The following is a 22,369-nucleotide window of genomic DNA, read 5'->3' as shown; positions in this document are numbered from 1 at the left end:
GCACGAGCCCGCGGCAACGGGGGCGCCCGCCGCCTGGACAGGCCCCTTCACGCGGCCAGGAGGCTCATGACCGCTGGAGCTCCGCGAGCAGGTCCTCGAGGCGGTCGTAGCTGATGCCAGCGCCCTCGGCCATCCCGGTCGAGAGGACGATGTCGCGCACCTCCAGCGACGGATAGCGCACCGTGACCGTCATTCGTGTCTTCCCGCCCTCCTCGGTGAAGACCGATGTCACCACGGTGACGGTGTCCGGATACTGCTCGAAGATCTCGGTGAACACGAGCCGGCTCGGCGGCGAGATCTCCCGGTATTCGCCGTAGAAGGCGAACTCGCCCCCGGGGTGGCGGTTCACGAAGCGCCACGCGCCGCCCGGGCGGAGATCGATCTCGCAGACGGGCACCGAGTAGCCCTCGCCCAGGCAGCCCCACCACCGCTTCACGTGCTCGGGCTTCGTCATCGCGTCGAACACGAGCTGCCTCGGCGCGTTGAACACGCGCGTCATGCGGACCTCCTGCTCCGACGGGGTCGAGACCTGGAAGCTGTCCTTATTCACCGCGCTGCTTGCGATCATGGCTCTTCTCCTCCTCTGCTGTGAGCTCTTGCAGGTACCTGTCCAGCCGATCGAGCCGCCCTTCCCAGAGGTGCCGGTAGTGCTCGGCCCAGTCGACCACTTCCTTCAACGGACTCGCCTCGATCCGGCACCGCCGCCACTGCGCGTCACGCCGCCGCTCGATGAGCCCCGCGCGCTCGAGCACCCGGAGGTGCTTCGAGACAGCCGGCATGCTCATGTCGAACGGCGCCGCGAGCTCGGTGACCGAGCACTCGCCCGCAGCGAGGCGGGCCAGGATCGCCCGGCGCGTCGGGTCCGCCAGGGCTGCGAACGTGGTGCTGAGCTGGTCGGTCGGCATGGGTACTTAACCGATTGGTTAATTAACCTGTTGGTTAAATACGGCGCGGACCCGTGCCTGTCAAGGAGATCCAGCGCGATGGCGCGACCCGTGGCCCGAGATCCTTGATGCAGCTGGATTGAAAAAATGCAGCAGGGCCACCGCGCGGCAGCGCGGTGGAGCGGTTCTTCCCGGCGCGGCGCGCCGGGTGCCGGCCGCCGGGGAGCTACTTCGGGAGCTTCATCACGGTGCCGCCGGCGCTGTTCGTCCAGTAGACGCTGGTGGCGTCGACAGCGATGCCGAGCGGGTGGTCCTGCCCCGTCGCGAGCGTGATCGGCGCATCGTCGCCGAACCGCGCCGCCATCACGGTGCCTCCGTCGTTGGTCCAGTACACGCCGGCGCCGTCCACCGCGATCCTTCGCGGGTTGCGTTGCCCGTCCGCGATCACGACGGGATCGCCGCCCTCGAGCGGCGCCGCCATCACGGTGCCTCCGTCGTTGGTCCAGTAGACGTGCGTTGCGTCCACCGCGATGTCCTGCGGCTTGCTCTGGCCGTCCGCGATCACGACGGGATCGCCGCCCTCGATCGGCACCTTCATCACGGTGCCGCCCTCGTTCACCCAGTAGACGTGCGTCGCGTCCACCGCGACGGCCAGCGGTGAGTCTTGCCCCTCCGCGAGCGCGACGGCGTCGCCGCTGCCGTCGCTCGGCACCTTCATGACCGTGCCCAGGCCGCCGCTCGTCCAGTAGACGCTCGCCTCGTCGGCCGCGATGTCCAGCGGGTAGGTCTGGGCGCTCGCGAGGAACTCGAAGGCGCCTTCGAGCGATGTCAACATGATGTACTCGAGGCCCGTATCCGCATAATAGACGTTGCCGGCGCCGAGCGCGATGCTCACGGGATAGAAGGGAGGATCTGCCTCGATGAAGAGGGTTGCGTTGCCGCCGCCGACCGGTACCCACATCACCTTTCGAGCGCCAGGATCGACCCAGTAGACCGTGGTGTCGTCGACAGCGATGTCGGCCGGCGCGACGCCGCCCGACGCGAGGACCAGGGGCTCGCAGCGCGAGTCCACGCACGCCTGTCCCAGGCAGTAGTGGCCACAGGCGCCGCAGTGCTCCGGATCGGAGCTCGTGTCCGCGCAGGCGCCGGAACAGAACGTCAGGCCATCGTCGCAGGCGGCCACCCCGCCCCCGCCGGAGCCGGACGCCGCCGCGCTCGTGGCCTCGGAGGTCGCAGGATCGAAGTCTCGGCTCTCGGGGCTGCACGCGACAGCCGAACAACAGAGGATGCTCATCAGGAGAAAGCGCTTCATGGAGCGCATCGTATACCGAAGCCTCTCCCCTCGACGTCGCCGACAGCACGGCCACGCCGGGAGAGCGGCGGGCGCGCTGCTCGTGACAGCGCCGGACGCGCGCCGCCTAGTTCCGCCGGGCAGAAATCCCGCCAGGGATCTGCCTCGCGAGAAGAGAGATTCAACGCAAAGGCGCCAAGGCGCAAAGACGCAAAAAGTCATGAAATAATTGATTTTTTTGCGCCTTGGCGCCTTTGCGTTGAAATCTCTGCTGATGCCTGGCCGGACTCCTGGCGGGCGGAACTAGCCCTTGTCCGGCGGCGGCCCCCGGAAGGCGTCCAGCCCCGCGACCGGCTCCAGCTTCACCGGGCGCCCCTCGCGCGCCGAGGTGTAGATCGCCTCGATGAGGCGCATGTCCTGGAGCCCCTCCTCGCCCGGCGTGTGCGGCGGCCGGTCCTGGCGCACGCACTGCGCGAAATGGTCCATCTCCAGGGCGAAGTGGTTCTTCTCGGGCAGCTTCCGCTCGCTCGCGTCCTCGATCGGGCTGCCTTGCATCTTGCGCGAGACGCGCATGCGGAGGCCCTGGTACGGGAACGCCGGGTCCATGTCCGCCCAGCCCTCGGGCCCCATGACGCGGAGGCGCTTCGACTGGTGGCAGCTGTAGCTCGTGGAGCAGACCGCGCGCGCCCCGCTCGGGAACCGCAGGAAGAAGTCGACCGTCTCGTCGACCTCGCGGAAGCGCGGGTCGTCGGGCGTGCTGTAGGCCGACCCGAGCACCTCGATCGGCTCCTCTCCCGTGAGGTAGCGCGCCGCGTTCAGGCAGTAGATCCCGATGTCCGGGAGCGCCCCGCCCCCGGCGAGCGCCTTCTTCAGCCGCCACTGGTTCGGGTCGCCCTGGTGCTGGGCGTTCACCGCCGTGATCGTCTTGATCGGGCCGATCTCCTTCGCCCGGCAGAGGCGGATCATCTCGCGGTGATGGGGCTCGTACTGGAGCCTGTAGGCGACCATCAGCTTGCGATTCGCCTTCTTGCACGCGTCGATCATCTCCGTGCACTCGGCCGACGTGTTGGCCATCGGCTTCTCGCAGAGCACGTGTTTGCCCGCCTGCGCCGCGCGGATCGTGTACTCCGGTGCATGCTGTTGGGCAGCACGATGTAGACGACATCGACGGCCTTGTCGTCCTTCAGGCGGTCGAACGTCTCGTAGCCGTAGACGCTCTTCGGATCGATCCCGTACTGCCCGGCCACCCGCGCGGCCTTCTGCGCGTCTCCGCTGACGAGCGCCGTGGGCCGCGCGTACTTGCACTGGCCGAAGGCCGGGAGGAGCTCCTCGAGCGAGAGCCGCCCGAGGCCCACGATGGCGAACCCGACGCGCTTGTCCGGGGCGAGCGGGGCGGGCATCTCCTCGGATTCACGCTCGGTCGGCGCCATCAGGCGAGGCAGCTTGACGGGCGCCGGCGAGTCCGGGGACGCGCCCGCGCCGCTCTCCGCCCTGGCGCACGCGGCGCCCAGCTTGGCGATCGCGCCCGCGACCACGACCCCGCCGGCGGTCCGCAGGAGGCCGCGCCGGGATACCATGTCTCCGGATCCACCCATCGAGAGGCTCCTTGTCGTGGAAGGGCACCCGACCCCTCCGGCGGGCCGCAGGCTTGCACGGCCGCGCAGCGCGCGAGCGTCGGGTGCGGCCGGATTCTCGCCCTCGGACGGCGACGTAGCCGCCTGAGGAGCGCGAGCACCAGCCGGCCCACGCCGGAGGCGGCCGAGGCGAGCGCGAGCGGCGCCGCCCCCCGCGGGCCCGCGCGCGCCTCATTGCCGTGTTTCGCGCGGGACGCGGCTTGGATACGCTGTCTCGCGAGCTCGCTCGTCACGCCCGTGGATCCGGGGCCGAGCACCCATCGTTCGAGGCCCCGCACCCGACATGTATCGAACCGCCGCGTCCCGCCCGCCCGAGCCACCCCGCGAGTGGCAGCTCCTCGTCGAGGCCCGCCTGTACGAGCACCTCGGCGTGCCCGAGGCCTGGCTCGCGCGCGTCGGGAGCACCGTCGCGCTGCTCCTCGGCGCGCGCGTCCTCGTGCCCGAGCACCACGGCGAGCAGCGCGCGCGCCTCTTCGACGACCTGCGGCGGGTCGCGGGCCAGCCGCCGCCGCTCCTCGCGCCCGGCTCGTTCGGCCTGGAGCGCGTGTGCGCGCCGGGCGAGGAGGAGGCCTCACCGCGGCACGTCGCGGTCTGCCCCTGGCCGGACGGCGCGGGCATGACGCTGGGGGGCATCGCGCGCTACCTCCCGGGCTCCCGCTTCGAGCCCGGCGCCGCGGTCGAGGTCGCCGCACAGCTCGCGCGCGCGCGGCTCGCCGTGCCGCACGCCGACTTCACGTACGCTCGCGTCATCGTCTTCGAGACGGGCGAGGTGTGCGTCGCGCCGCCGCTGCCCGAGACCGAGCGCTCGGCGATGCCGAGTTACACCGGGCTCGAGTTCCTCGACACCCTGGGGATGAGCGCCTCCTCGCTCGACGTCTCGCTCGACGTTCGGGCGCCCGCCTTCGGCGTGGCGTCGGCGCTCTTCGAGCTCGCCACGGGCTTCGGCGAGGCCGGCGCCGAGGCGAAGCGCCGGTTCCTCTCCGGCGCGGCCGCGGCGCAGCCCGCGCGCCCGCGCCACCCGCTGCCGTCCGACCTCGGGGTGAGCGACCGCGAGATCGACGGGCTCGTCGCGCGGGGCACGTCGGGCGAGGCGCCGCTCCCCGAGCTCGCGCAGGCGCTCGCCGCGCTGAGCCAGGCGCTCGACGGCGCGGCCGCGCTGGGCCGCGCCGTGCGCGCGTGCGTCGCCGCGGCCGCGCCCGCGCCGCCGCACGTCCAGACGTCGGACGGCAGGCGCGTCTACATGCTCTTCCCGGACGTGCAGGAGCTCCCCATCGGGGCCGGCTGGCCCGGGGGCGGCGCCGTGACGACGCCGCGGCGCTAACCGCAGCGCGGCACCTCGTCCAGGCTGAAGAAGACCTGCTTGCCCAGCGAGCGGGACAGCTCGACCATCTCGTCGGCGCCCTTCGAGGGGCCGCCGATCCGCAGGCACGCGTCGCAGCGCGCGACGAGCCGGCGGGCGACGGGGTGGAAGATCTCGTTGAAGATCTCGTCGCCGATCTGCCGCGACCCGGCGTGCTCGATGAGCGGCAGCGCGAACCACTCGCCGAGCACGGGGAGGTGGCCGGCGCGGAACAGGCGCACGGCCATGTCGTTCATGGCGCGGACGTTGGCCGCGATCAGGGCGGGGTCGTCGTTGGTGCCGGAGCGATACGGCCCGGCGACGAGGATCATGAGGGGCTGGGCGGTTGTCATCGTCTTGAGTCCGGAAGGGGAGCGTTGAGTCCGGAAGGGGAGGGCGGCGCCGCCCGGGCGGGCGCGCTGGTCAGGGGGCCTGCAGGTCCCGATCGGCGCTCTGGAACCAGCGCGTCGCGATGCGGACCGCGTTGGTGGCCGCGCCGAGCCGGAGGTTGTCGCCGACCACGGTGAGGCAGACGCTCTTCCGGTCGCGGTCCCGCGCGTCGGGGCGGATCCGCCCGACCAGCGCGAGGTCGCGGTCCTGCACGCAGTGGAGCGCGCTCAGGCCCTCGCCCGCGGCGCCGGGGAGGTACTTCACGTAGGGCGACAGCGCCGGGTCGCTCAGGATGCTCGTCACCCGCTCGAGGTCCACCGGCCGCTCGAACGTGACCCACGCGTTCTCGTAGTGGCCCACGGCGACGCCGACGCGGCAGCACTGCGCGGAGACGCCGAGCTCGGGCATGCCGAGGATCTTGCGGCTCTCGAAGATGAGCTTCCGCTCCTCGGAGGAGAAGCCGCTCTCGTCGGTGCCGCCGTTGTGCGGGACGGTGTTGCCCGCGTAGCCCGACAGCTTGAACGGCAGGCCCAGCCGATCGAGGGCCTGGTAGCCGTCGCGCGCGTCCGCGAGGAACGCGTCGAGGGCGGCGATGCCGGCGCCGCTGACCGCCTGGTAGGTGCTCACCGTGACCGCGCTCAGCCCGAACTCCCGGCGCAGCGGCGAGAGCGCGAGCGTCAGCGGGATGGTCGTGCAGTTCGGATTGGCCACGAGGCGGACCGACTCGTCGACGATGCTCGAGTTCACCCCGGCGGTGACGAGCGGCACCTTCGGGTCGGCGCGGTACGTGTTGCTCTTGTCGATCACGCGGTACCCGAGGTCGAGCAGCCGCGGCACGTACCGCTTGCTGTGCTCGTCATCCAGGGCCACGAACGCGAGGTCCCCGCGGGGGGCGTCCTGCGCCTCGAGGCGCGACGCGCCGAGCACCTCGTACGACTTGCCGTCGAGGGTCAGCTCCTGGTCCCGGCTCGCGAACAGGGCGAGCGTTGCGCCGGGCCACGCCCGCGCGATGAGGGTGATGGTCTCGCGACCGACGAGGCCCGTAGCGCCGAGAATGCAGATTCGCATGGGACCGCTCTTTACCAGAGCAGGGCCCAGCCGACGAGGGGCCTGGCGAGAGGGCGAGACAGCCGGATGAGCACCGCGTTATGATGCGGTGCGTTATCCTGAATCGATGGGAACGTTGGCGGGGACGTCCATGGGGACGTCGACGGAGGAGCGACGGGGGCGTGCGCTCAGATGATCGTGCCCGGGGGGACGACGGCGTTCTTCGGGACGACCACGACGCCCTCGCGCGCCGCGTAGAACTCGGCGTCGGTGTCCTCGCGATCGGGCAGGTTGCGGATCACCACCCCTTCGCCGATGCGCGCGTTCTTGTCGATGATGGCGCCGTCGATCTTGCACCCTCGGCCGATCCCGATGGGGGGCAGCCCCCGCGTGCTCTCCGGGGCCTGGACGTGGAACAGGGACTCGTAGTCCGCGCCCATCATCACCGTGTTCGACATGGTGACGTGGGGCCCGATCGACGAGAGCTGCCCCACGACCGAGCGGCAGATCTTCGACTCGATGATCCGGCTCCCCTCGGCGAGCAGCACCTGATCGAGCACCGAGCCGGCCGTGACGTGGGCCGGGGGGAAGAACTGCGGGCGGGTGTAGATCGGCCGCTGCGGATCGTAGAACGAGAACGGAGGGTTGGTGTCGGTGAGCGCGAGGCTGGCCTCGTAGTAGCTCCGGATCGTGCCGATGTCCTCCCAGTACCCGTCGAACGTGTAGGTCACCATCCGGTGGGTGTCGAGCGACTGCGGCAGGATGTGCTTGCCGAAGTCGGACGAGTTGTCGCGCTCGAGCATCTCGTAGAGCGCCTTCGCGCGGAAGATGTAGACGCCCATCGAGGCGAGCCACGGGTTCTTCGGGTCCGGCGTCTGCCGCACGTTGTCGAGCAGCTTCATGTCCTTCGGCTTCTCGATGAACTTCACCACGCGCCCGGCGTCGTCGGTGTCCACGATGCCGAGGCGGGAGACCTCGGCGGTCGGGACGGGGCGCACGGCGAGCGTGACGTCGGCCCGGGTCTCGCGGTGGCGGGCGAGGAAGGGCTCGTAATCCATGCGGTAGAGGTGGTCGCCCGAGAGGATCATGACGTCGCGCGGGTTCGGCGACTTGACCTCGACGAGCTGCTTGCGGACCGCGTCGGCGGTGCCCTGGTACCACTCGCTGTGGTTGGGCGTCTGCTCGGCGGCGAGGATCTGCACGGCGCCCGCGGAGAAGACGTCGAACCGGTACGTCTGCGTGATGTGGTTGTGGAGAGAGACCGAGTTGTACTGCGTGAGGATGTGGATGCGGTTGAAGCCCGAGTTGAGGCAGTTGCTGATCGGGATGTCGACCAGGCGGTACTTGCCCCCGGTCGGGACGGCTGGCTTCGAGCGCAGCTTGGTGAGCGGGTAGAGGCGGCTTCCGACGCCTCCGCCGAGGATCAAAACCACCACGTCGTTGTGCTTCAAGCGGACCTCCGCGAGGTGAGAGGGGACGGTTCGACGCCCGGAGCGATGGGCGCGACTAGACTAGCCGAACATCGTGATCGGTCGAGCCGAATACCGGCGCGCGCGGGGCGCGGTGGCGTCGCGGCCCTCGCTATCACCGGAGCGCCCTCAGGGCAACATGCGTGGTGAGGCGGAGACGCGGAGACGCCGATCTCCGGCGTTTGTCGTGCGTTCGAGGTGGGGATTGGACCGGCGCGCCCGCGCCGCGCCGCCTCGCCGCAGCGGCGATGAGCGGTGGCGGGCGGGCGCGCGGGGCCTTCAGGCGAGGAGAGAGTCGACAGCTTCGCCGGAGCTCAGCGGGGCGCCCCGGAGCCCTGCGTGCCGCCCGCGTTGCCGCTGCCCTGGCCCGGGCTCTGGGCGCCGGTGCCCGTGCCCGTGGTGCCACCCTTCTTGTTCTGCGAGCCCGTGGTGCCCGAGGCGCCCGTCGTGCCCGTGGTGGGCGACTGCTGGCCGCTGCTCGTGTCGCCCCGGAAGCCGCCGGGGGTCCCCGCGCCCGGGCCGGTCGCGCCGGTGCCCGTGCCCGTCGCGCTGCTGCCCGAGCCGGTCGCGCCGGTGCCCGTCGCGCCGGTGCCCGCGCCCGTCGCGCCGGTGCCAGTACCCGTCATACCGCTGCTGCCGGCGCCGGTCATACCGCTGCTGTCGGTGCCGGTGCCCGTCGCGCCGCTGCCCATGCCCGTCCCGGAGGCGCCCTGCCCGGTCCCCATGTCGCTGCCGGTGCCCATGCCGCCCATCGAGGGCTGACCCGTGGTGCTGCCGGTGCCCGGAGCGCCGCTGGCCCCGGTGCCGCTCGCGTCCGAGCCCCACGGCGACTGCGTTCCCGTGGTGCCCTGAGAGCCGCTGGCCCCGGCCGGGCTCTGCGCAGGCTGCGAGTTGCTGGAACACCCGATACCGCCGAGAGCGATCAAGGCCGAAAGCGCGACAGAGTGAACGAGATATCTCATGGTCGATCTCCTCGCTGCCGCCCGAGACGGGCGATCAGCGTTGAAGCGAGCCTCCAGTTCCCCGGAGGCTCGCTGGAAGAACAACGGAAAGCCGTTGAATGAGCGGAGCCGGCGCAATGCACGAGGCGAGCCACCTCCATGGCACCGCCGGAAAATCGGTAGCCGCCGCGCTGCCGTTCAGCGAGCTCTACCGTCGTTTCGTGTGGGGGCGCTCTGCCACAGGTGTGGCACGATGGCTGAGACCGCGGCGCGACGGCAGGGCCGCAGGCGAGCTCAACGGCAGCGCGCTGGCCGGGCGTTCCGGCGCGCGCCCTCCCAGGCGGTCGCGCCCGTCTGCTCCTCCACGCTGAGCGACGTGATCAGCGGGTCCGGCGAGGTGTCCACGCGCACGGCCACCGACAGCGCGCCGTGCTCGCAGCGGAGGCCGAAGCGCGCCGACGTCGCGCTCTCCACCATGGCCGAGCCGTCGAGCGCGCACGCGCCCATCCGCGAGCCGACGTCGCGCAGCTCCTGCCGCAACGTCGTGAGGTGATCCTCGGGGAACCAGCCGGGGCGGAGCCTGCGGTCGAGCACGTCGGTCCGCGCGCGACCGATGACCGAGGCGACGGCCTGGGCCGCGCGGCGGACGGAGGGGGAGGGCGGGACGACGCGCGCGACCATCGCGCCGGTGGCCTGGAGCCTGCCGAGGACCTTCTCGTTGAGCGACTCGAGGTCGGCGCCGGCCACGTTGGCGAGCGAGACGACGCCGACGCCGCGCTCGGGCAGGAGGACCACCGAGGCGGAGAAGCCGTCGATGAGGCCGTTGTGGAAGACAACGTGGCCGAGGTCGCAGTCCTCGCGCACGTGCCAGCCGAGGCCGGGGCCGTCGGCGCCGCCGGCGGCCGGGAAGGCCGAGCCGTTGCGCGCCATCATGTGCGACTCGCGCACCGTGCTCCGCCGCAGGGCGCCCGTCTCGGGCGCGTCGCGCGCCGGCCAGGCGGCGAGCTGGAACCCGATGAAGCGGCCCATGTCGGAGAGGCTCGCGTAGAGCCCCGCGGTCGACTCGGAGGCCCCGAGCCGCCACGGCAGGATCGGCGTCACCGCGCCGCCGGCGCGCACGTGCGGCGACGCGAGCGAGGCGGGCGGCACCTCGGCGCCGTCCCAGGCGGCGTCGCGCATGCCGAGCGGCGCGAGCAGCGCGTCGTGCACGTAGCGCCGGTAGGGGACGCCCGCGGCGCGCCCGACGAGCAGCCCGAGCAGCGAGTAGCCGAGGTTCGAGTAGGACGTCTCGGTGCCCGGCGCGCTCTCGAGCCCGAAGCCGTCGAGCGTGGCGAGGATCTCGCGCTCGGTGACGTCGCGCGCCGTGGACGCCGGGGAGAACACGCCGAGCCGGGGCAGGCCGGAGCTGTGCGTGAGCAGGTCGCGCACCGTCATCGGCCGCGAGTCGCGCGTCGGGTAGACGACGCCGGCGAGCGCGGGCAGGTAGCGCGCCGCCGGGGCGTCGATCGACAGCCGCCCTTCGTCGCGGAGCCGCAGTATCGCCGCGGCGGTCAGCGCCTTCGTGATGGATCCGATGCGGAAGCGCGTGTGCTCGTCGACCGCCCCGCCCAGCGCGACGTCCCGCACGCCGATCACCTTCTGGATCGCGAGCTCCTCGTCGATGACGACGCCGAGCGCGAGGGCGGGCAGGCGCTCCCGCTCCGCAGCCCGCTGCGCCAGCCCCTGCACCTCGGCCGTCACCGAGCGCAGCCTCCGCCCGCGCTCCGGATCGAGGAAGCGCGGGGTCGGCGCGGGCTCGCTGGCGAAGCGCTGGACGAGCGGCGCCGGGGCGGCGGCCTTCACGGCGCGCGGCGCGGGCGGGGCCGACGCGCATCCGCTCACGATCGGGAGCGACCCGGAGAAGAGGGCGGCCGTCGCGAGGAGCACGGCGAGCTTGTTGTCAGTCGTCCTCAAGGCGGAACCATGAGTATCCCCCCTCAATCATGGTCCGACCAATCGAAATGAGCCGACGCAGGATTTCCGCTTTCGATTTTTCCATTGGGGGTAGACGGGAGGAGTGCCCTCGACGTGCGCCGGAGGGCATGTCTCCCAGGGTGTGACCCGCGCTGGCGCTAGGCGCTGGCGAACCGCTCGCGGAAGGCGCGGTAGTTCGGCTGATCGTCGCCCCGGTCGTACACAGCGAACACGACGCGCGAGAACGCCCCGCGGAAGCGCGGGTGCTCCAGCGTCTGCGCGAAGACGTCGGCGACCTCGCGGGGGTCGTTGCGGAAGACGCCGCACCCCCAGGCCCCGAGGACGAGGCACCGGTGCTCGTGCGCGCCCGCCGCGGCGAGCACCGTGGCCGCGCGGCGCTCGAGGGTCGCGCGGATGTCCTGGTCCACCGAATCGTCCCGCAGGAGCGCCTCTCCGGCGTTCGGCGCGGGCATGGTGATGATCGAGAGCGCGAAGGGCCGCTCCAGCAGCGCGTGCTGCTCGTCGCGGAAGAACGGCACTTCCGGCGAGTAGATGAGGTGGTCTGTGTACAGGAAGCTCCCCGAGGCGCGGTTCTGGTCGTAGTACTCGCGCTGCTCGACCAGGCACGCGTACAGCGCGGAGCACCGGGCGAGGTCCTCCTCCTGGGCCTTGGCCCCGCGCAGGAACCCGCCCCCGGGGTTCTTGGCAGACGCGAAGTTGAGCGCGACGACGCGGGCCTCGCCCTCCTGCTCGACGAGCCGCCGCCCCGCCGCCCCCGTGGTCTCCTCGGTGACCTCGATCACGGGCGGCCTTTCGAGGCGCACCGTCGGCTCCCACGTGTCGAGTGAGCCGGGCCGGTAAAGCACGGTCCCCTTCACCGCGGCGAGCACGCGGTCGCGGATGCGGACCGTGGCGCCCGAGGGCGAGGTGTACTCTCCCCGACTCCCGATCTGCACGGTGTCGGCGGCGACGCTGGTGAGCTTCATGGCGCAAGGATTGGCGAGCCGCGGCCCATCGTCCAGCGAAACGCGCGCCGCCGCGCGATCCCCCTTCACCGGCGTCTCTGCGGACGCCGTCACCGGCTCCTGCGCCGCGACACGGCCGGCCTCGGCCTCGCCGGGCACCTCGCGCTCGAGCGCACCGCCGTGCCCTCGGCCGGCGAGGCGCTCGGCCTGCTCGCGCTCGGGCTCGGCCCCGCGGGCGCCGCGTTCTCCGCGTGGGACCACGCGACGAAGCACGGCGACCTGCCGCAGCAGCATGATACTTGTATTGACAATTGATTCCTCCGCGTTACGCTCGGTCCACGATGCGCGACCAGTTCACGGCCGACGGCGGGATCATCCTCGACAACGCGCTCGGCTACTGGGTGTCGCGCGTGTACCTCGCGTCCCGCGCCGCGATGTACCGGCGCTTCCGCGCGCACGGCGTCGAGGTCACGCCCGAGCAATGGATGGTGCTCGTCCGGCTGTGGGAGCAGGAGGGCGTCACGCAGACGCACCTCGCCGAACGCACCTTCCGGGACGTGCCCACGATGAGCCGCATCCTCGCGCTCATGGAGCGCGACGGGCTGGTCGAGCGCCGTCAGGACCCGACGGACCGGCGCGCGCGGCTCGTGTACCTGACCGCGCGCGGGCGAAAGCTCCGCAAGGCGCTGTCGAGCGAGGCCATGGCCCTGGTCGACGCGCTGCGCGCCGGCATCCCGGAGGACGACCTCCTCACGACCCGGCGCACGCTGCAGCGCATCCTCGCGAACCTCGAGCCCGAGGGCTGAGCGCGGCGCCGCGCCCCGGCCCTGCCCTTCGACGCCCATTTACTTGTATTGACAACCATTTGCCCCGAGGAGACTCCTTCATGAGCCAGCCCGCCGCCGCGTCCGCGCATCCCGCTGCTTCCCCCCACTTCCCCGCCCACACGCTCGACACGGCGCCGGCGGCGGCGCGCCCTGCGCTGGCGCAGACCGCGCAGAAATTCGGGTTCCTGCCGCTGCCCGTGGCCCGCTTCGCGACCTCGCCGCTCCTGGTGCGCGCCTTCGACGAGCTCAAGGCGCTCTTCGAGGGGGCGACGCTCTCGCCGGTGGAGCGCGAGGTCGTGGTGATGGTGGTCGCGGCCGAGAACGGCTGCGATCTCTGCCGCGCGATGCACCGCGGGCTCCTCCTCCGCGCGGGCGCGCCGCCCGCGGTCGCCGCCGCGCTGTTCGAGCGAGCGCCGGTGCCCGACGCGCGCCTCCAGGCGCTGGCGGCGTTCACCGAGGCGGCGCTGCGCGAGCGCGGTCAGGTGTCGGACGCCGAGCTCGACGCCCTCGTCCAGGCCGGCTTCACCGCCGAGCAGGCCCTCGAGGTGATCGTCGGGATCGCCGCCTTCACCCTGTCGACGTTCGCGAACCGGATGACCCGCAGCCACGCGCTGCGCTGACGCGCCCGGGGTCGGCGGCGCTCGCAGCGCCCCGCGCCCGCGCGCCCCGCGATCGCAGCGCCCCGCCAGCGCGCTCGTCACGCGGGGCGCCTCGTCACGCGCGGCGCCGCGCGGGCGCCTCGCCGCCGTCGAGGCCCGCTGTCGCGCTCGGCGTCGCGAACACCCCCCGCACGTCGTCGGCCGGCGCCCACAGCCCGGCGCACATCAGCGCGCCCCCCGTGATCTCGGGCGGCGTCGTCGGGCGCGCCTGCACCTCGTCCGCGTGCACGCACACGTTGACGTGCACGCGCGCGTCCGCCCCGTCGCGCCGGGCCAGCGCCTCGTGCAGCGCCGTCGCGAACTCGAGCGCCGCGCGGCGCTCGCCGTGCTGCTCGGCCGCGTCCGCCGGCAGCAGGCGCACCCCGAGCACCTCGTTGCCGGTGGTCGAGGCCAGGATGAACCCCGCGCTCGAGAGCTGCGACTCGGCCATGTCGAGCACCTGCCCGATGTCGGCCGCGAGCCCCTCGTCGAGGTCGTCGGAGCCGCGCGTCCGGACCTCCAGGTACACCGCCACCGCCGGCACCGTCGGGTCGGGCCCGCTCTGCACGCCCGACGCGGGCTCGCCGATCGCCTCCCGGAGCGCGCGCACCAGCTCTTCCACCGAGCTGAATCGCCGCTCCCGCCGCTTCTCCATGCAGCGGAGCACCACCGCGTCGAGCTCGAGAGGAAGCGGGACCCGCAAGCTCGGGGGCATCGGCGGCTCCTCGAGGTGCTTGCGGACCATCTCGTCCATATCGTGTGTATGGAATGGTAGTCTCCCCACCAGCATGCGGTGGAGGAGCACGCCGAGCGCATAAACATCCACCCGAGCATCGATGGGGCCGCCAAGGATCTGTTCCGGCGCCATGATCGATGGCGTCCCGGGCATTCTTCCGGCGGTCGTCAGCCAGGTCTGACCCTCCTCGGGCCCCATCAGCTTTGCGATACCGAAGTCGAGCAGCTTCACGGTGCGCGGCTTGCCGGAGCAGATGAAGATGTTGCTCGCCTTGACGTCGCGGTGGATGATCCCCGCGGCGTGCGCGGCCCCGAGCGCCGCACAGATGGGCTCGAACAGCTCCAGCGCTTCCCGGGGCGCGAGCCGCGTCTCGGCCCTGATCAGCGCGTCGAGCGTCTGCCCCTCGAGGCGCTCCATCGCATAGAAGGGCTGGTGGTTGTCCATCTCACCTACTTCGTAGATTTCTACGATGTTGGGGTGGGAGATGAGCTGCAAGGCTTCGATCTCGCGAGCGAATCGCTCGACCACCCGGCGAGAGTGGGCTACCGCCTCGCTCAGCACCTTCACCGCGGCGGGCCTCCCGGTTCGGGCGTGCCTCGCTCCATAGACAACGCCGCAACCGCCGCGCGCGATGAATCCCTCGAGGATGTAATCGCCGGCGACGGTGCCCGGCGGGAGCTCGCCGCGGGCGCTGGCCCTCTCGACATCGGAAAACGGCCTCGTCTCGTCTTCTTTCGTCATCTCCCCTCACCGCGCGGCGCGTCAAGGGCTGCCGTGCGCGCCGCTGTCTCGCTCTCGTGCGATCTTTGGTGAACCGGTATATGCAGGAGCGTTTCCAAATGGTAACTTAAACTTGGCCGCTACTCGACACTGAAACGCTGGGACCGTCGCCGAAAGGGGGAACCGAGATGTTCCTTTGCTGTACGCGGACTGTTGCGCTGCTCGCAATACCTCTGGTTACTACCGCCTGCATCGGGGCCGAGATCGACGAACAACCGGATGAACCGATAGAGGAGGCCGAGGAGGCCATCGTCATCGGGAATAGCCTGATTGCCAACAGGCTGGCATTGAACGCGCTCACGCAGACCGCCCTCACCCCGCTCACGCTCAGCCAGACCGCGCTGACCCCGGGCTCCCTCAGCCCGAGCTCGCGCGCGGCCATCCAGAATCCGGGAACGGACGGCACCCTGTCAAGGGAGCTCCTGCGGTACGTCGTGAGCTGTGCGCTGAGGCCGGACCAGTCGTTCTCGTTCTCGTGGACCGACAGCAGCGGGGTCACACACGCGGAGACCTACGCCGGCAACCTCGGGATCGCGGACTGGTGGGTCTACGGTCCGCTGACCGATTCCTACTTCCAGCGCTGGATCTCGGCGTGCCTCGCCTCGCGGACGAACTGGTACGGCGTCTCCGTGAACATCTCCCTGCGCGGCACCCAGAACCCGCTGGCCTCGCCGGCGGGGGAGCGCTCGGCCTACACGGTGAGAGAGGGCGCGTTCTGGGGCAACGTGTTCAGCCCGACGCCCTATCTGCGCTCCTGCCACGCGCCCGAGGGCATCAACCGCGCGCGGAGCCTGAAGCGAGATTGTGCGGCAGGTCACCTCGCCAGCGATCCGGCGACCGGGGGGACGGTCACGCAGGCGTGTGGTCCTATCGCGCTCACGGGCTCGTGCGATACGATCTGCAACCGCGAGCCCGATGCTCTCGGCGGCTTTTACTCCCGATGTCTCGACAATCCCGCGACCTCGTCCACGGCGTACACGGAAGTGGTGATCACGTCGTTCTTGCCCCCGTAGGATCGGGGATGCGCTTCGAGGCAGCGCGAGGCGAGGAGCCGGACGGCGCGCCGGTCGAGGGCAGGCGCTGCCCGTCGTGCGGGCGGAGGAACCAGGGCTCGTGTCCCGAGTGCCCGGCGCACCATCGGCCGCTGCCGTATGACGCGACGGTGCTCGACATCACCGAGGTCGTCCAGGTCGCGCTGCCCCGCTTCGCCGGCTACCGGACCCTCAGGATCCTCGGGCAGGGCGGCTTCGGCACCGTCTTCGAGGCCGAGCCCGAGGGCGGCGGGGCGCCGGTGGCCATCAAGCTCGCGCGCGCCGATCGCCGCGGGGCAGGGCCGCGCCTGCGCCGTGAGATCAACGCGCTCCTGGCCGTGGGCGCCCCCTGCGTGCCGGCCGTGCTCGCGTGGGGCGCGCTGGACGACGGCTCGCCATACGCGGTGCTGACGCGCGTCGCGGCGCCGACGCTCGCCGCGCGCCTCGCCGCCCGCCCGGCGCCGCGCGTCGACGAGGCCGCGCGGCTCGGCCTCGCGACGCTCGGGGCCCTCGATGTCGTCCACGGGCGCGGGTACGTGCACTGCGACCTCAAGCCCGAGAACATCTTCGTCGACGGGGCAGGGGAGGCGACCCTCATCGACCTCGGCATCGCCCGCGTCGTGGGGCGGCGAGGCGCCGCCGAGGACGAGGATCTCGCCCTCGGGACGGCGGAGTACATGGCGCCGGAGCAGTCCGCCGGGCGCGCGGACCTCGACGCGCGCGCCGACATCTACGCGATGGGCGTCATCCTCTACGAGCTCTTCGCCGGCCGGCCGCCGTTCTGGGGGCCGCGCGCGGCGGTGCTCGAGGACCACAGGAGCCGCAGGCCCCCGCGCCTGTCGTCGCGCGCGGCCGTGCCGAGGGCGATCGAGGAGGTGGTGCACCGCTGCCTGGCCAAGGACCGGAGCGAGCGGTTCGCCAGCGCGACCGAGCTCCGCGCCGCGCTGGAGCTCGCGCTCGCGGACGAGGTGGCGGCGAGCGAGCGCGGCCGGCCGCAGGCGGCAGGCGGCGCCACGCGCCGCGCGGCGGGGCTGCTGTTCTTCGAGGGCGCGGCCGATCGCGCGGTCGTGCAGCGCCGGGTCCGGGCGCTCGGCGGCGAGCTCGCGCACGCCTCCGGCTCGCGCTACGCGGCGGTCTTCGGCCACGAGGGCGCCGCGAGCCCCGCGCGCCACGCGCAGCGCGCGGCCGACGAGCTCCTGCGGGAAGGGCTGTGCGAGCGGGTCCTGATCGATCTCGCGCCCGTCTCGGTCCAGGTCCGGCCGGGCGGCGCGACGCGCTTCCTGAGCCCGCTCTTCTCGCGCGCCGAGCGGTGGCCCGCGGCGTCCGGGCCGCCGGGACCGTTCCTCACGCCCGCGGCCGCGGCGGCGCTCCCCGAGGCCCCCGTCGCGGCGGAGGACGAGGTCGCGTGCGCGCCGACGCTCGGCTCGGTCGGCGCGGTGCGCGAGACGACGGATCCGGGCGCGTTCATCGGCCGCCGCGAGGTCCTCGAGCAGCTCCTCCGCGCCGCCGAGGAGGCGGTCCGCCTCAAGCAGCCCACGGTCGTGTCGGTGCTCGGCGAGCCCGGGTACGGGAAGAGCCGCCTCTTCGCCGAGCTCGGCAAGAAGGTCCGGGAGCTCTTTCCCCAGGCCAAGGTGATCGAGCTCCGCGCGCAGGAGCCCACGAGCGGCGCCGAGGACGCGACGCTCCAGGAGCTCGTGCGCGAGGCGCTCAACGTCCCCGACGCGCCCCCGCAGAGCGCCGCCCGCGCGGTGATCGAGGAGCGGCTCGGCGCTGCGCTCGGCGAGGAGCTCGGCGCGGGGCTGGCGATGGCGCTCGGGTGGGTGGACGAGCGGACGGGCAGCGACGTCTTCCCCGAGATCGAGGCGCTCAAGGCCGCGCCGGGCGCGCTCCGCTCGGCGCGCATCCGGGCGGCCGGCGAGTGCCTGCGCCAGCGCGCGGCCTCCGCGCCAGTGCTCGTCCTCCTCGACGACGCGCAGTTCGCGCACGACGCGACGCTCGCGACGCTCGAGTACGCGGCGCTCGCGGACGGGGCTGCGCCGCTGTGGATCTGCGCGATGGGGCGCCCGGCGTTCGCCGAGGTGCACCCCTCCTGGGGCGAGCGGGCGGCGCGGCGCGAGGTCGTCCGGCTCGGCGCCCTGGACGCGGAGAGCGCGCGGGCGCTGTGCCGCCGGCTTCTCCTGCCGGCGCGGGACGTGCCGGAGCAGGCGATCGATCGCCTGCTCGAGCGCTCGCAGCAGGTGCCGCTGCTCCTTGTGGAGCTCGTGCACGGGCTCAAGCGGGAGGGGATCCTGCGCCGGCACCCGCGGGGCAACGCGTGGTACCTGGCGACCGACGAGCTCGATCGCCTGCCCACGCTGCCGCTGCTCGATCCGCTCGCGCAGGGGGAGATCGCGGCGCTCGGGCCGGCGCTCGGCGCGCACGCGCGGCTCGTCGCGCTGCTCGGCGCCGAGGTGTCGCTCGACGAGATCGCGGGCGTGCTCGACCACCTGGACCGGCGCGGCGAGGGCGCGGCCTTCCCCCTCGACGCGCGGATCGGGACCGAGCGCCTGGTCAGGGCGGGCGTGCTCGTCGCCGATCGGAAGGGCCGGCTCGGCTTCCGGCACGCGCTGATGCGGGAGGCGATCGCGCACGGCGTCGCCGAGGCGGAGCGGCGGAGCATCCACGTCGCGGCCTACGAGCACCACCGGCAGGCGGCCCACGAGAGCCGGGAGCAGCGGTGGTTCAAGATCTCGTACCACGCCGCCGAGGCGGGGCTCGCGGCGGTCGCGGAGGAGGCCTACCTGGAGCTCGCCGAGCGGGCGAGGGCGCGCCACGTCTATGTCGAGGCGGAGCTCCACTACAGCCGCGCGCTCGCGCAGCCGGTCGAGGGGCGCGGCGCGCGGCGGAGGGCGGCGTACAGGGGCCGGGGGCTGATGCGCTACCGGCTCGGCCGCTACCACGACGCGCTCGGCGATCTGGAGCGCGCGCGGGCGATGGCGGTCGAGGAGGGCGACAGGATCGAGCAGATCGAGCTCCTGCTCGACGAGGCCACGGCGCTCGACTGGATGAGCGACTACGGGAGATCGAAGGAGCGGGTGGAGCAGGCGAGGGAGCTCGCGCAGGGCGAGCTGCCGCCGGCGCTCACGGCGCGCCTGTCGATGGGGGTGGGGCGCTCGCTCATCCACGAGGGCCGCGAGGACGCGGCGGCGCCGCCGCTCGAGGACGCGGCGGCCCAGGCCGAGGCCGTCGGCGACGACGGCTACGAGACGCTGGTGATCTCGCTGCTGCTCCTCGGCTTCGTCTATCCAGGGCTGGGCAAGCTGGACCAGGCAGGGGCGGTCCTGGAGCGGGCGATCCGGATGTGCGAGGCGCGCGGCGATCGCCTGCACCTTGGGTCCGCGATCAACAGCCGAGCGCTCCTGCGCGCGTGCCTCGGGGACCACGAGGGCATGATCCTGGACACGTGCCGCCTGCTCGCCATCTCACGCGAGCTGGGGCTGGGGACGATGGAGCTCGTGGGGGAGTTCAACCTCGGCGAACATTTCTACCTGATGGGCAACGTGGACATCGCGATGTCCCATGTGGAGCGGGCCGTGGCGCTCGAGCGGCAGCAGCGGGGGGACGAGGCGCGGCCGGTGGTGCAGCTCCTCCTCGCGAGGGTGCTCCTGTACCGGGGCGAGGAGACCAGGGCGCGGGAGATCATCGAGGCGATCCGGAGCCAGCAGGAGAGGGCCGCCGTGGAGGGGCGCGGGGGCATGGAGATGGCCCCCTCGGAAGAGGTGCAGTGGTCGATGATCGACCTGTCGACGCGGGAGGCGACCGACGAGGCGTGGGACGAGCTCGAGGAGCGGTCGGCGCGCTTCTCGGTGGGGCAGGAGCAGATCGAGGTCATCGAGGCGCGGGCGCGGGCGTGCGCGCGGCGCGGCCGCCACGCCGAGGCGCGCGCGGCGCTCGAGCGGGCGATCGAGGCAGCGGGGAGGATCCCCAACGTGATGCGGGAGCGGCTCGAGCGGCAGCGAGGGAGCCAGCCCGGATGAGCCTCTTGCGCTGATCCCGCCGGGGCGCTGCGACAGGCCCGCCGCTGCGAGGCCCGATGGCCTACGTGCGGAACCATGGCCGAAGCGTCCGGCCATGGGGGCGCATCGAGGGGGTCGAGGCGCTCGCCCTCGGGCTTGACACGATTGTCGTAATGCGTGCTACGGTGCCCCCGAAGCCACCCGACGCTGCGATGGCGGCCCGGCCCGCGCCGGTCCGTAGGGCGTCCCTGGTGGCCTGCGCGACCCGAGACCACCGGGACGACCTCCGTGGTCGCCGAGGCTCGGTGGAACATGGCTGGGACGAAGAGCGCGTCCACGACGCTGCCCCTGCTCACGTTCGTTCTTCGCAACTACAAGAATTTCAACGCCCGCGCGACGCGCGACGCGCTCCTCGCCTACTGGGAGCACATCGAGCGTGGGGGGAAGATGTTCTGGGCCGTGGCCGGGGCGATGTCCTCGGCCCAGCTCGGCATCACGCTGGCGCCGGCCATCCGCGCCGGCCTGATCCACGGCATGTCGGTGACCGGCGCGAACCTGGAGGAGTCGCTGTTCCGCCTCGTCGCGCATGACGCTTATCACGACTTCCCCGACTACCGTTACTTCACCAAGCAGGACGACACGCGGATCCTCGAGAACCGGATGCGGCGCGTGACCGACACCAGCATCCCCGAGGACGAGGCTTTCCGTGCGGTGGAGAAGCACATCGTCCCCATGTGGGAGCGGGCGACGGCGCGCGGCGAGCGCCGCTTCTGGCACGAGTACTTCTACGAGCTGGTCCGGGCGGTCGAGCCCGCGCTCCACCGCGGACCGCCCGAGGAGTGCTGGTTGCTCGCCGCCGCGGAGGCCGGGCTGCCGCTGGTGGTCCCGGGACACGAGGACTCGACCTTCGGCAACATCTTCGCGTCCTACGTGAGGCGGGGCGAGTGCAGCGCGAGCATCGTGAAGTCGGGTATCGAGTACATGGCCGATCTGTACGATCAGTACCGCGCGCTCAGCGCAGGCGCGGGCGTCGGGTTCTTCCAGATCGGCGGGGGCATCGCGGGGGACTTCCCCATCTGCGTGGTGCCGTCGCTCAAGTACGATCTCGACGAGCCGGCCCGGCCCTGGGCCTACTTCTGCCAGATCTCCGACTCGACGACATCCTACGGCTCGTACTCCGGCGCCACGCCGAACGAGAAGATCACCTGGGACAAGCTGACCGCGGACACACCCATGTTCGTGATCGAGTCGGACGCCACCATCGTGGCGCCGCTCCTGCTCGGAGCGCTGCTCGAGTGCAAGAGCCACCCGGCCGAGGCGCGGGCCATCATCGAGGCCCACGGCGCGTGAGCGTCGGCGGCTCTCCTTACCCCTGAAGCGAGGTTGCAAGACGATGAGCAAGAAGAAGGTCCTGATCACGGGCGGCGCGGGCTTCCTCGGGATCAATCTGGTGCGGCACCTGCTCGAGCGCGGCTATGAGGTCACGTCGCTCGATCTCCTGGACTTCGATTACCCCGAGCGGTCGCGCATCCGCGAGGTGCGCGGGGACATCCGCGACGCGGCGGTGGTCGACGCGGCGGTGAAGGGGCAGGACTTCGTCGTGCACACGGCGGCCGCGCTGCCCCTGTACACGCCGGAGGAGATCTACACGACCGACGTGATCGGCACGCGCGTGGTCATGAGCGCGGCGCGCCGCCACGGCGTCGAGCGCGCCGTGCACATCTCCTCCACGGCCGTGTACGGCATCCCCGACCACCACCCGCTCAGCGAGGACGACCGGCTCGACGGCGTGGGCCCGTACGGGCAGGCCAAGATCCAGGCCGAGCTCGTGTGCCTGGAGGAGCGCGGCCGGGGGCTCGTGGTGCCCATCATCCGGCCCAAGTCCTTCATCGGCCCGGAGCGGCTCGGGGTCTTCGCGCTGCTCTACGACTGGGCGCTCGACGGCAAGGGCTTCCCCATGATCGGCGACGGCAAGAACCGCTACCAGCTCCTCGACGTGGCCGATCTCTGCGAGGCCATCTACCTGTGCATGACGAAGGACGCGGCGGTCGCCAACGACACCTTCAATATCGGCGCGAAGGACTTCACCACCATGGGAGAGGACTACCAGGCGGTGCTCGACGCGGTGGGCAAGGGCAAGAAGATCGTGCCCTTCCCCGCGGCGCCGGCGGTGCTCGGCCTGCGCGCGCTGGAGGCGATGGGCCTGTCGCCGCTCTACAAGTGGGTCTACGAGACGGCATCGAAGGACTCGTTCGTGTCGATCGAGAAGGCCGAGCGGCAGCTCGGCTTCGCGCCGAAGTATTCGAACAAGGACGCGCTGGTGCGCAACCTCGAGTGGTACCGGGCGCACCGGAGCGAGTTCGAGAGCCGCTCGGGCGTGACCCATCGCGTGCCCTGGAAGCAGGGCGCGATCGGCCTGTTGAAGGCGTTCTTCTGAGCCAACTGAGGT

The 22,369-nt window shown here is 72.1% G+C and carries 18 protein-coding genes and 1 pseudogene; 7 read left to right on the top strand and 12 right to left on the bottom strand.

Annotation, left to right across the window (positions count from 1 at the left end; all coding sequences use genetic code 11):
* Window positions 1-64: 64 nt before the first annotated feature.
* The 5 genes and pseudogenes from WME96_RS29610 to WME96_RS29590 all read right to left on the bottom strand — a co-directional run.
* A complete protein-coding gene (locus tag WME96_RS29610) occupies window positions 65-568 on the bottom strand; it encodes an SRPBCC family protein (RefSeq protein ID WP_437284946.1) in 504 nt (167 codons plus the stop codon).
* On the bottom strand, window positions 543-905 hold the full coding sequence (locus WME96_RS29605) for an ArsR/SmtB family transcription factor (protein WP_437284945.1): 363 nt from the start codon (window positions 903-905) through the stop codon (window positions 543-545). Before WME96_RS29605 ends, WME96_RS29610 begins: the two co-directional genes overlap by 26 nt.
* 205 nt (window positions 906-1,110) lie before the next feature.
* The gene (locus tag WME96_RS29600; RefSeq protein ID WP_437284944.1) at window positions 1,111-2,196 is read right to left on the bottom strand and encodes a hypothetical protein; all 1,086 of its coding nucleotides are present in this window, start codon (window positions 2,194-2,196) and stop codon (window positions 1,111-1,113) included.
* Between the two features lie 282 nt (window positions 2,197-2,478).
* Complete coding sequence (locus WME96_RS29595; RefSeq protein ID WP_437292376.1) at window positions 2,479-3,141, bottom strand: Gfo/Idh/MocA family protein; 663 nt, start codon at window positions 3,139-3,141, stop codon at window positions 2,479-2,481.
* Window positions 3,142-3,231: 90 nt separating this feature from the next.
* Window positions 3,232-3,575, bottom strand: a pseudogene (locus WME96_RS29590) (Gfo/Idh/MocA family protein); the annotation flags it as partial.
* Between the two features lie 517 nt (window positions 3,576-4,092).
* Between WME96_RS29590 and WME96_RS29585 the strand changes: the two are divergent.
* Window positions 4,093-5,130, top strand: a complete 1,038-nt coding sequence (locus tag WME96_RS29585) for a hypothetical protein (protein ID WP_437284943.1) — start codon at window positions 4,093-4,095, stop codon at window positions 5,128-5,130.
* Here WME96_RS29585 and WME96_RS29580 read toward each other — a convergent pair.
* The 6 genes from WME96_RS29580 to WME96_RS29555 all read right to left on the bottom strand — a co-directional run bounded on the left by WME96_RS29580 (window position 5,127) and on the right by WME96_RS29555 (window position 11,934).
* The gene (locus WME96_RS29580; protein WP_061617915.1) at window positions 5,127-5,501 is read right to left on the bottom strand and encodes a hypothetical protein; all 375 of its coding nucleotides are present in this window, start codon (window positions 5,499-5,501) and stop codon (window positions 5,127-5,129) included. The genes WME96_RS29585 and WME96_RS29580 overlap by 4 nt on opposite strands.
* Window positions 5,502-5,571: 70 nt before the next feature.
* Window positions 5,572-6,606: an aspartate-semialdehyde dehydrogenase gene (locus WME96_RS29575; RefSeq protein ID WP_437284942.1), complete on the bottom strand. Its 1,035-nt coding sequence runs from the start codon at window positions 6,604-6,606 to the stop codon at window positions 5,572-5,574.
* A gap of 167 nt (window positions 6,607-6,773) precedes the next feature.
* Window positions 6,774-8,036, bottom strand: coding sequence for a glucose-1-phosphate adenylyltransferase (locus tag WME96_RS29570; protein WP_437284941.1), 1,263 nt, complete (start codon window positions 8,034-8,036; stop codon window positions 6,774-6,776).
* 332 nt (window positions 8,037-8,368) lie between these two features.
* The gene (locus tag WME96_RS29565; protein ID WP_437284940.1) at window positions 8,369-9,016 is read right to left on the bottom strand and encodes a hypothetical protein; all 648 of its coding nucleotides are present in this window, start codon (window positions 9,014-9,016) and stop codon (window positions 8,369-8,371) included.
* Window positions 9,017-9,289: 273 nt separating this feature from the next.
* Window positions 9,290-10,948: a serine hydrolase domain-containing protein gene (locus WME96_RS29560; RefSeq protein WP_437284939.1), complete on the bottom strand. Its 1,659-nt coding sequence runs from the start codon at window positions 10,946-10,948 to the stop codon at window positions 9,290-9,292.
* Between the two features lie 158 nt (window positions 10,949-11,106).
* Window positions 11,107-11,934, bottom strand: a complete 828-nt coding sequence (locus WME96_RS29555; RefSeq protein WP_437292375.1) for a TIGR02452 family protein — start codon at window positions 11,932-11,934, stop codon at window positions 11,107-11,109.
* Between the two features lie 320 nt (window positions 11,935-12,254).
* On the opposite strand from WME96_RS29555, the gene WME96_RS29550 reads away from it, so the two are divergent.
* Window positions 12,255-12,719, top strand: a complete 465-nt coding sequence (locus WME96_RS29550; protein WP_437284938.1) for a MarR family winged helix-turn-helix transcriptional regulator — start codon at window positions 12,255-12,257, stop codon at window positions 12,717-12,719.
* 80 nt (window positions 12,720-12,799) lie between these two features.
* A complete protein-coding gene (locus WME96_RS29545; RefSeq protein ID WP_437284937.1) occupies window positions 12,800-13,360 on the top strand; it encodes a carboxymuconolactone decarboxylase family protein in 561 nt (186 codons plus the stop codon).
* Between the two features lie 94 nt (window positions 13,361-13,454).
* Here the strand turns inward: WME96_RS29545 and WME96_RS29540 are convergent, their stop codons facing one another.
* Complete coding sequence (locus tag WME96_RS29540; RefSeq protein ID WP_437284936.1) at window positions 13,455-14,855, bottom strand: serine/threonine protein kinase; 1,401 nt, start codon at window positions 14,853-14,855, stop codon at window positions 13,455-13,457.
* A 326-nt stretch (window positions 14,856-15,181) separates the two neighbouring features.
* Between WME96_RS29540 and WME96_RS29535 the strand changes: the two genes are divergently transcribed.
* The 4 genes from WME96_RS29535 to WME96_RS29520 all read left to right on the top strand — a co-directional run bounded on the left by WME96_RS29535 (window position 15,182) and on the right by WME96_RS29520 (window position 22,357).
* Window positions 15,182-15,907, top strand: a complete 726-nt coding sequence (locus tag WME96_RS29535) for a hypothetical protein (RefSeq protein ID WP_437284935.1) — start codon at window positions 15,182-15,184, stop codon at window positions 15,905-15,907.
* A gap of 8 nt (window positions 15,908-15,915) precedes the next feature.
* Window positions 15,916-19,941: a serine/threonine-protein kinase gene (locus WME96_RS29530; protein ID WP_437284934.1), complete on the top strand. Its 4,026-nt coding sequence runs from the start codon at window positions 15,916-15,918 to the stop codon at window positions 19,939-19,941.
* A 291-nt stretch (window positions 19,942-20,232) separates the two neighbouring features.
* Window positions 20,233-21,270 carry a deoxyhypusine synthase family protein gene (locus WME96_RS29525; RefSeq protein WP_437284933.1) on the top strand — a complete coding sequence of 346 codons (1,038 nt, stop codon included), beginning with the start codon at window positions 20,233-20,235 and terminating at the stop codon, window positions 21,268-21,270.
* 43 nt (window positions 21,271-21,313) lie between these two features.
* Window positions 21,314-22,357, top strand: a complete 1,044-nt coding sequence (locus WME96_RS29520; protein ID WP_437284932.1) for an NAD-dependent epimerase/dehydratase family protein — start codon at window positions 21,314-21,316, stop codon at window positions 22,355-22,357.
* Window positions 22,358-22,369 lie beyond the last annotated feature (12 nt).

Source organism: Sorangium sp. So ce406 (assembly GCF_051474675.1).
In the GTDB taxonomy this organism is placed as follows: Bacteria; Myxococcota_A; Polyangia; order Polyangiales; family Polyangiaceae; genus Sorangium; species Sorangium cellulosum_G.
The sequence above is the reverse complement of the archived record's forward strand: the minus strand, read 5'-3'. Positions and strand labels throughout refer to the sequence as shown.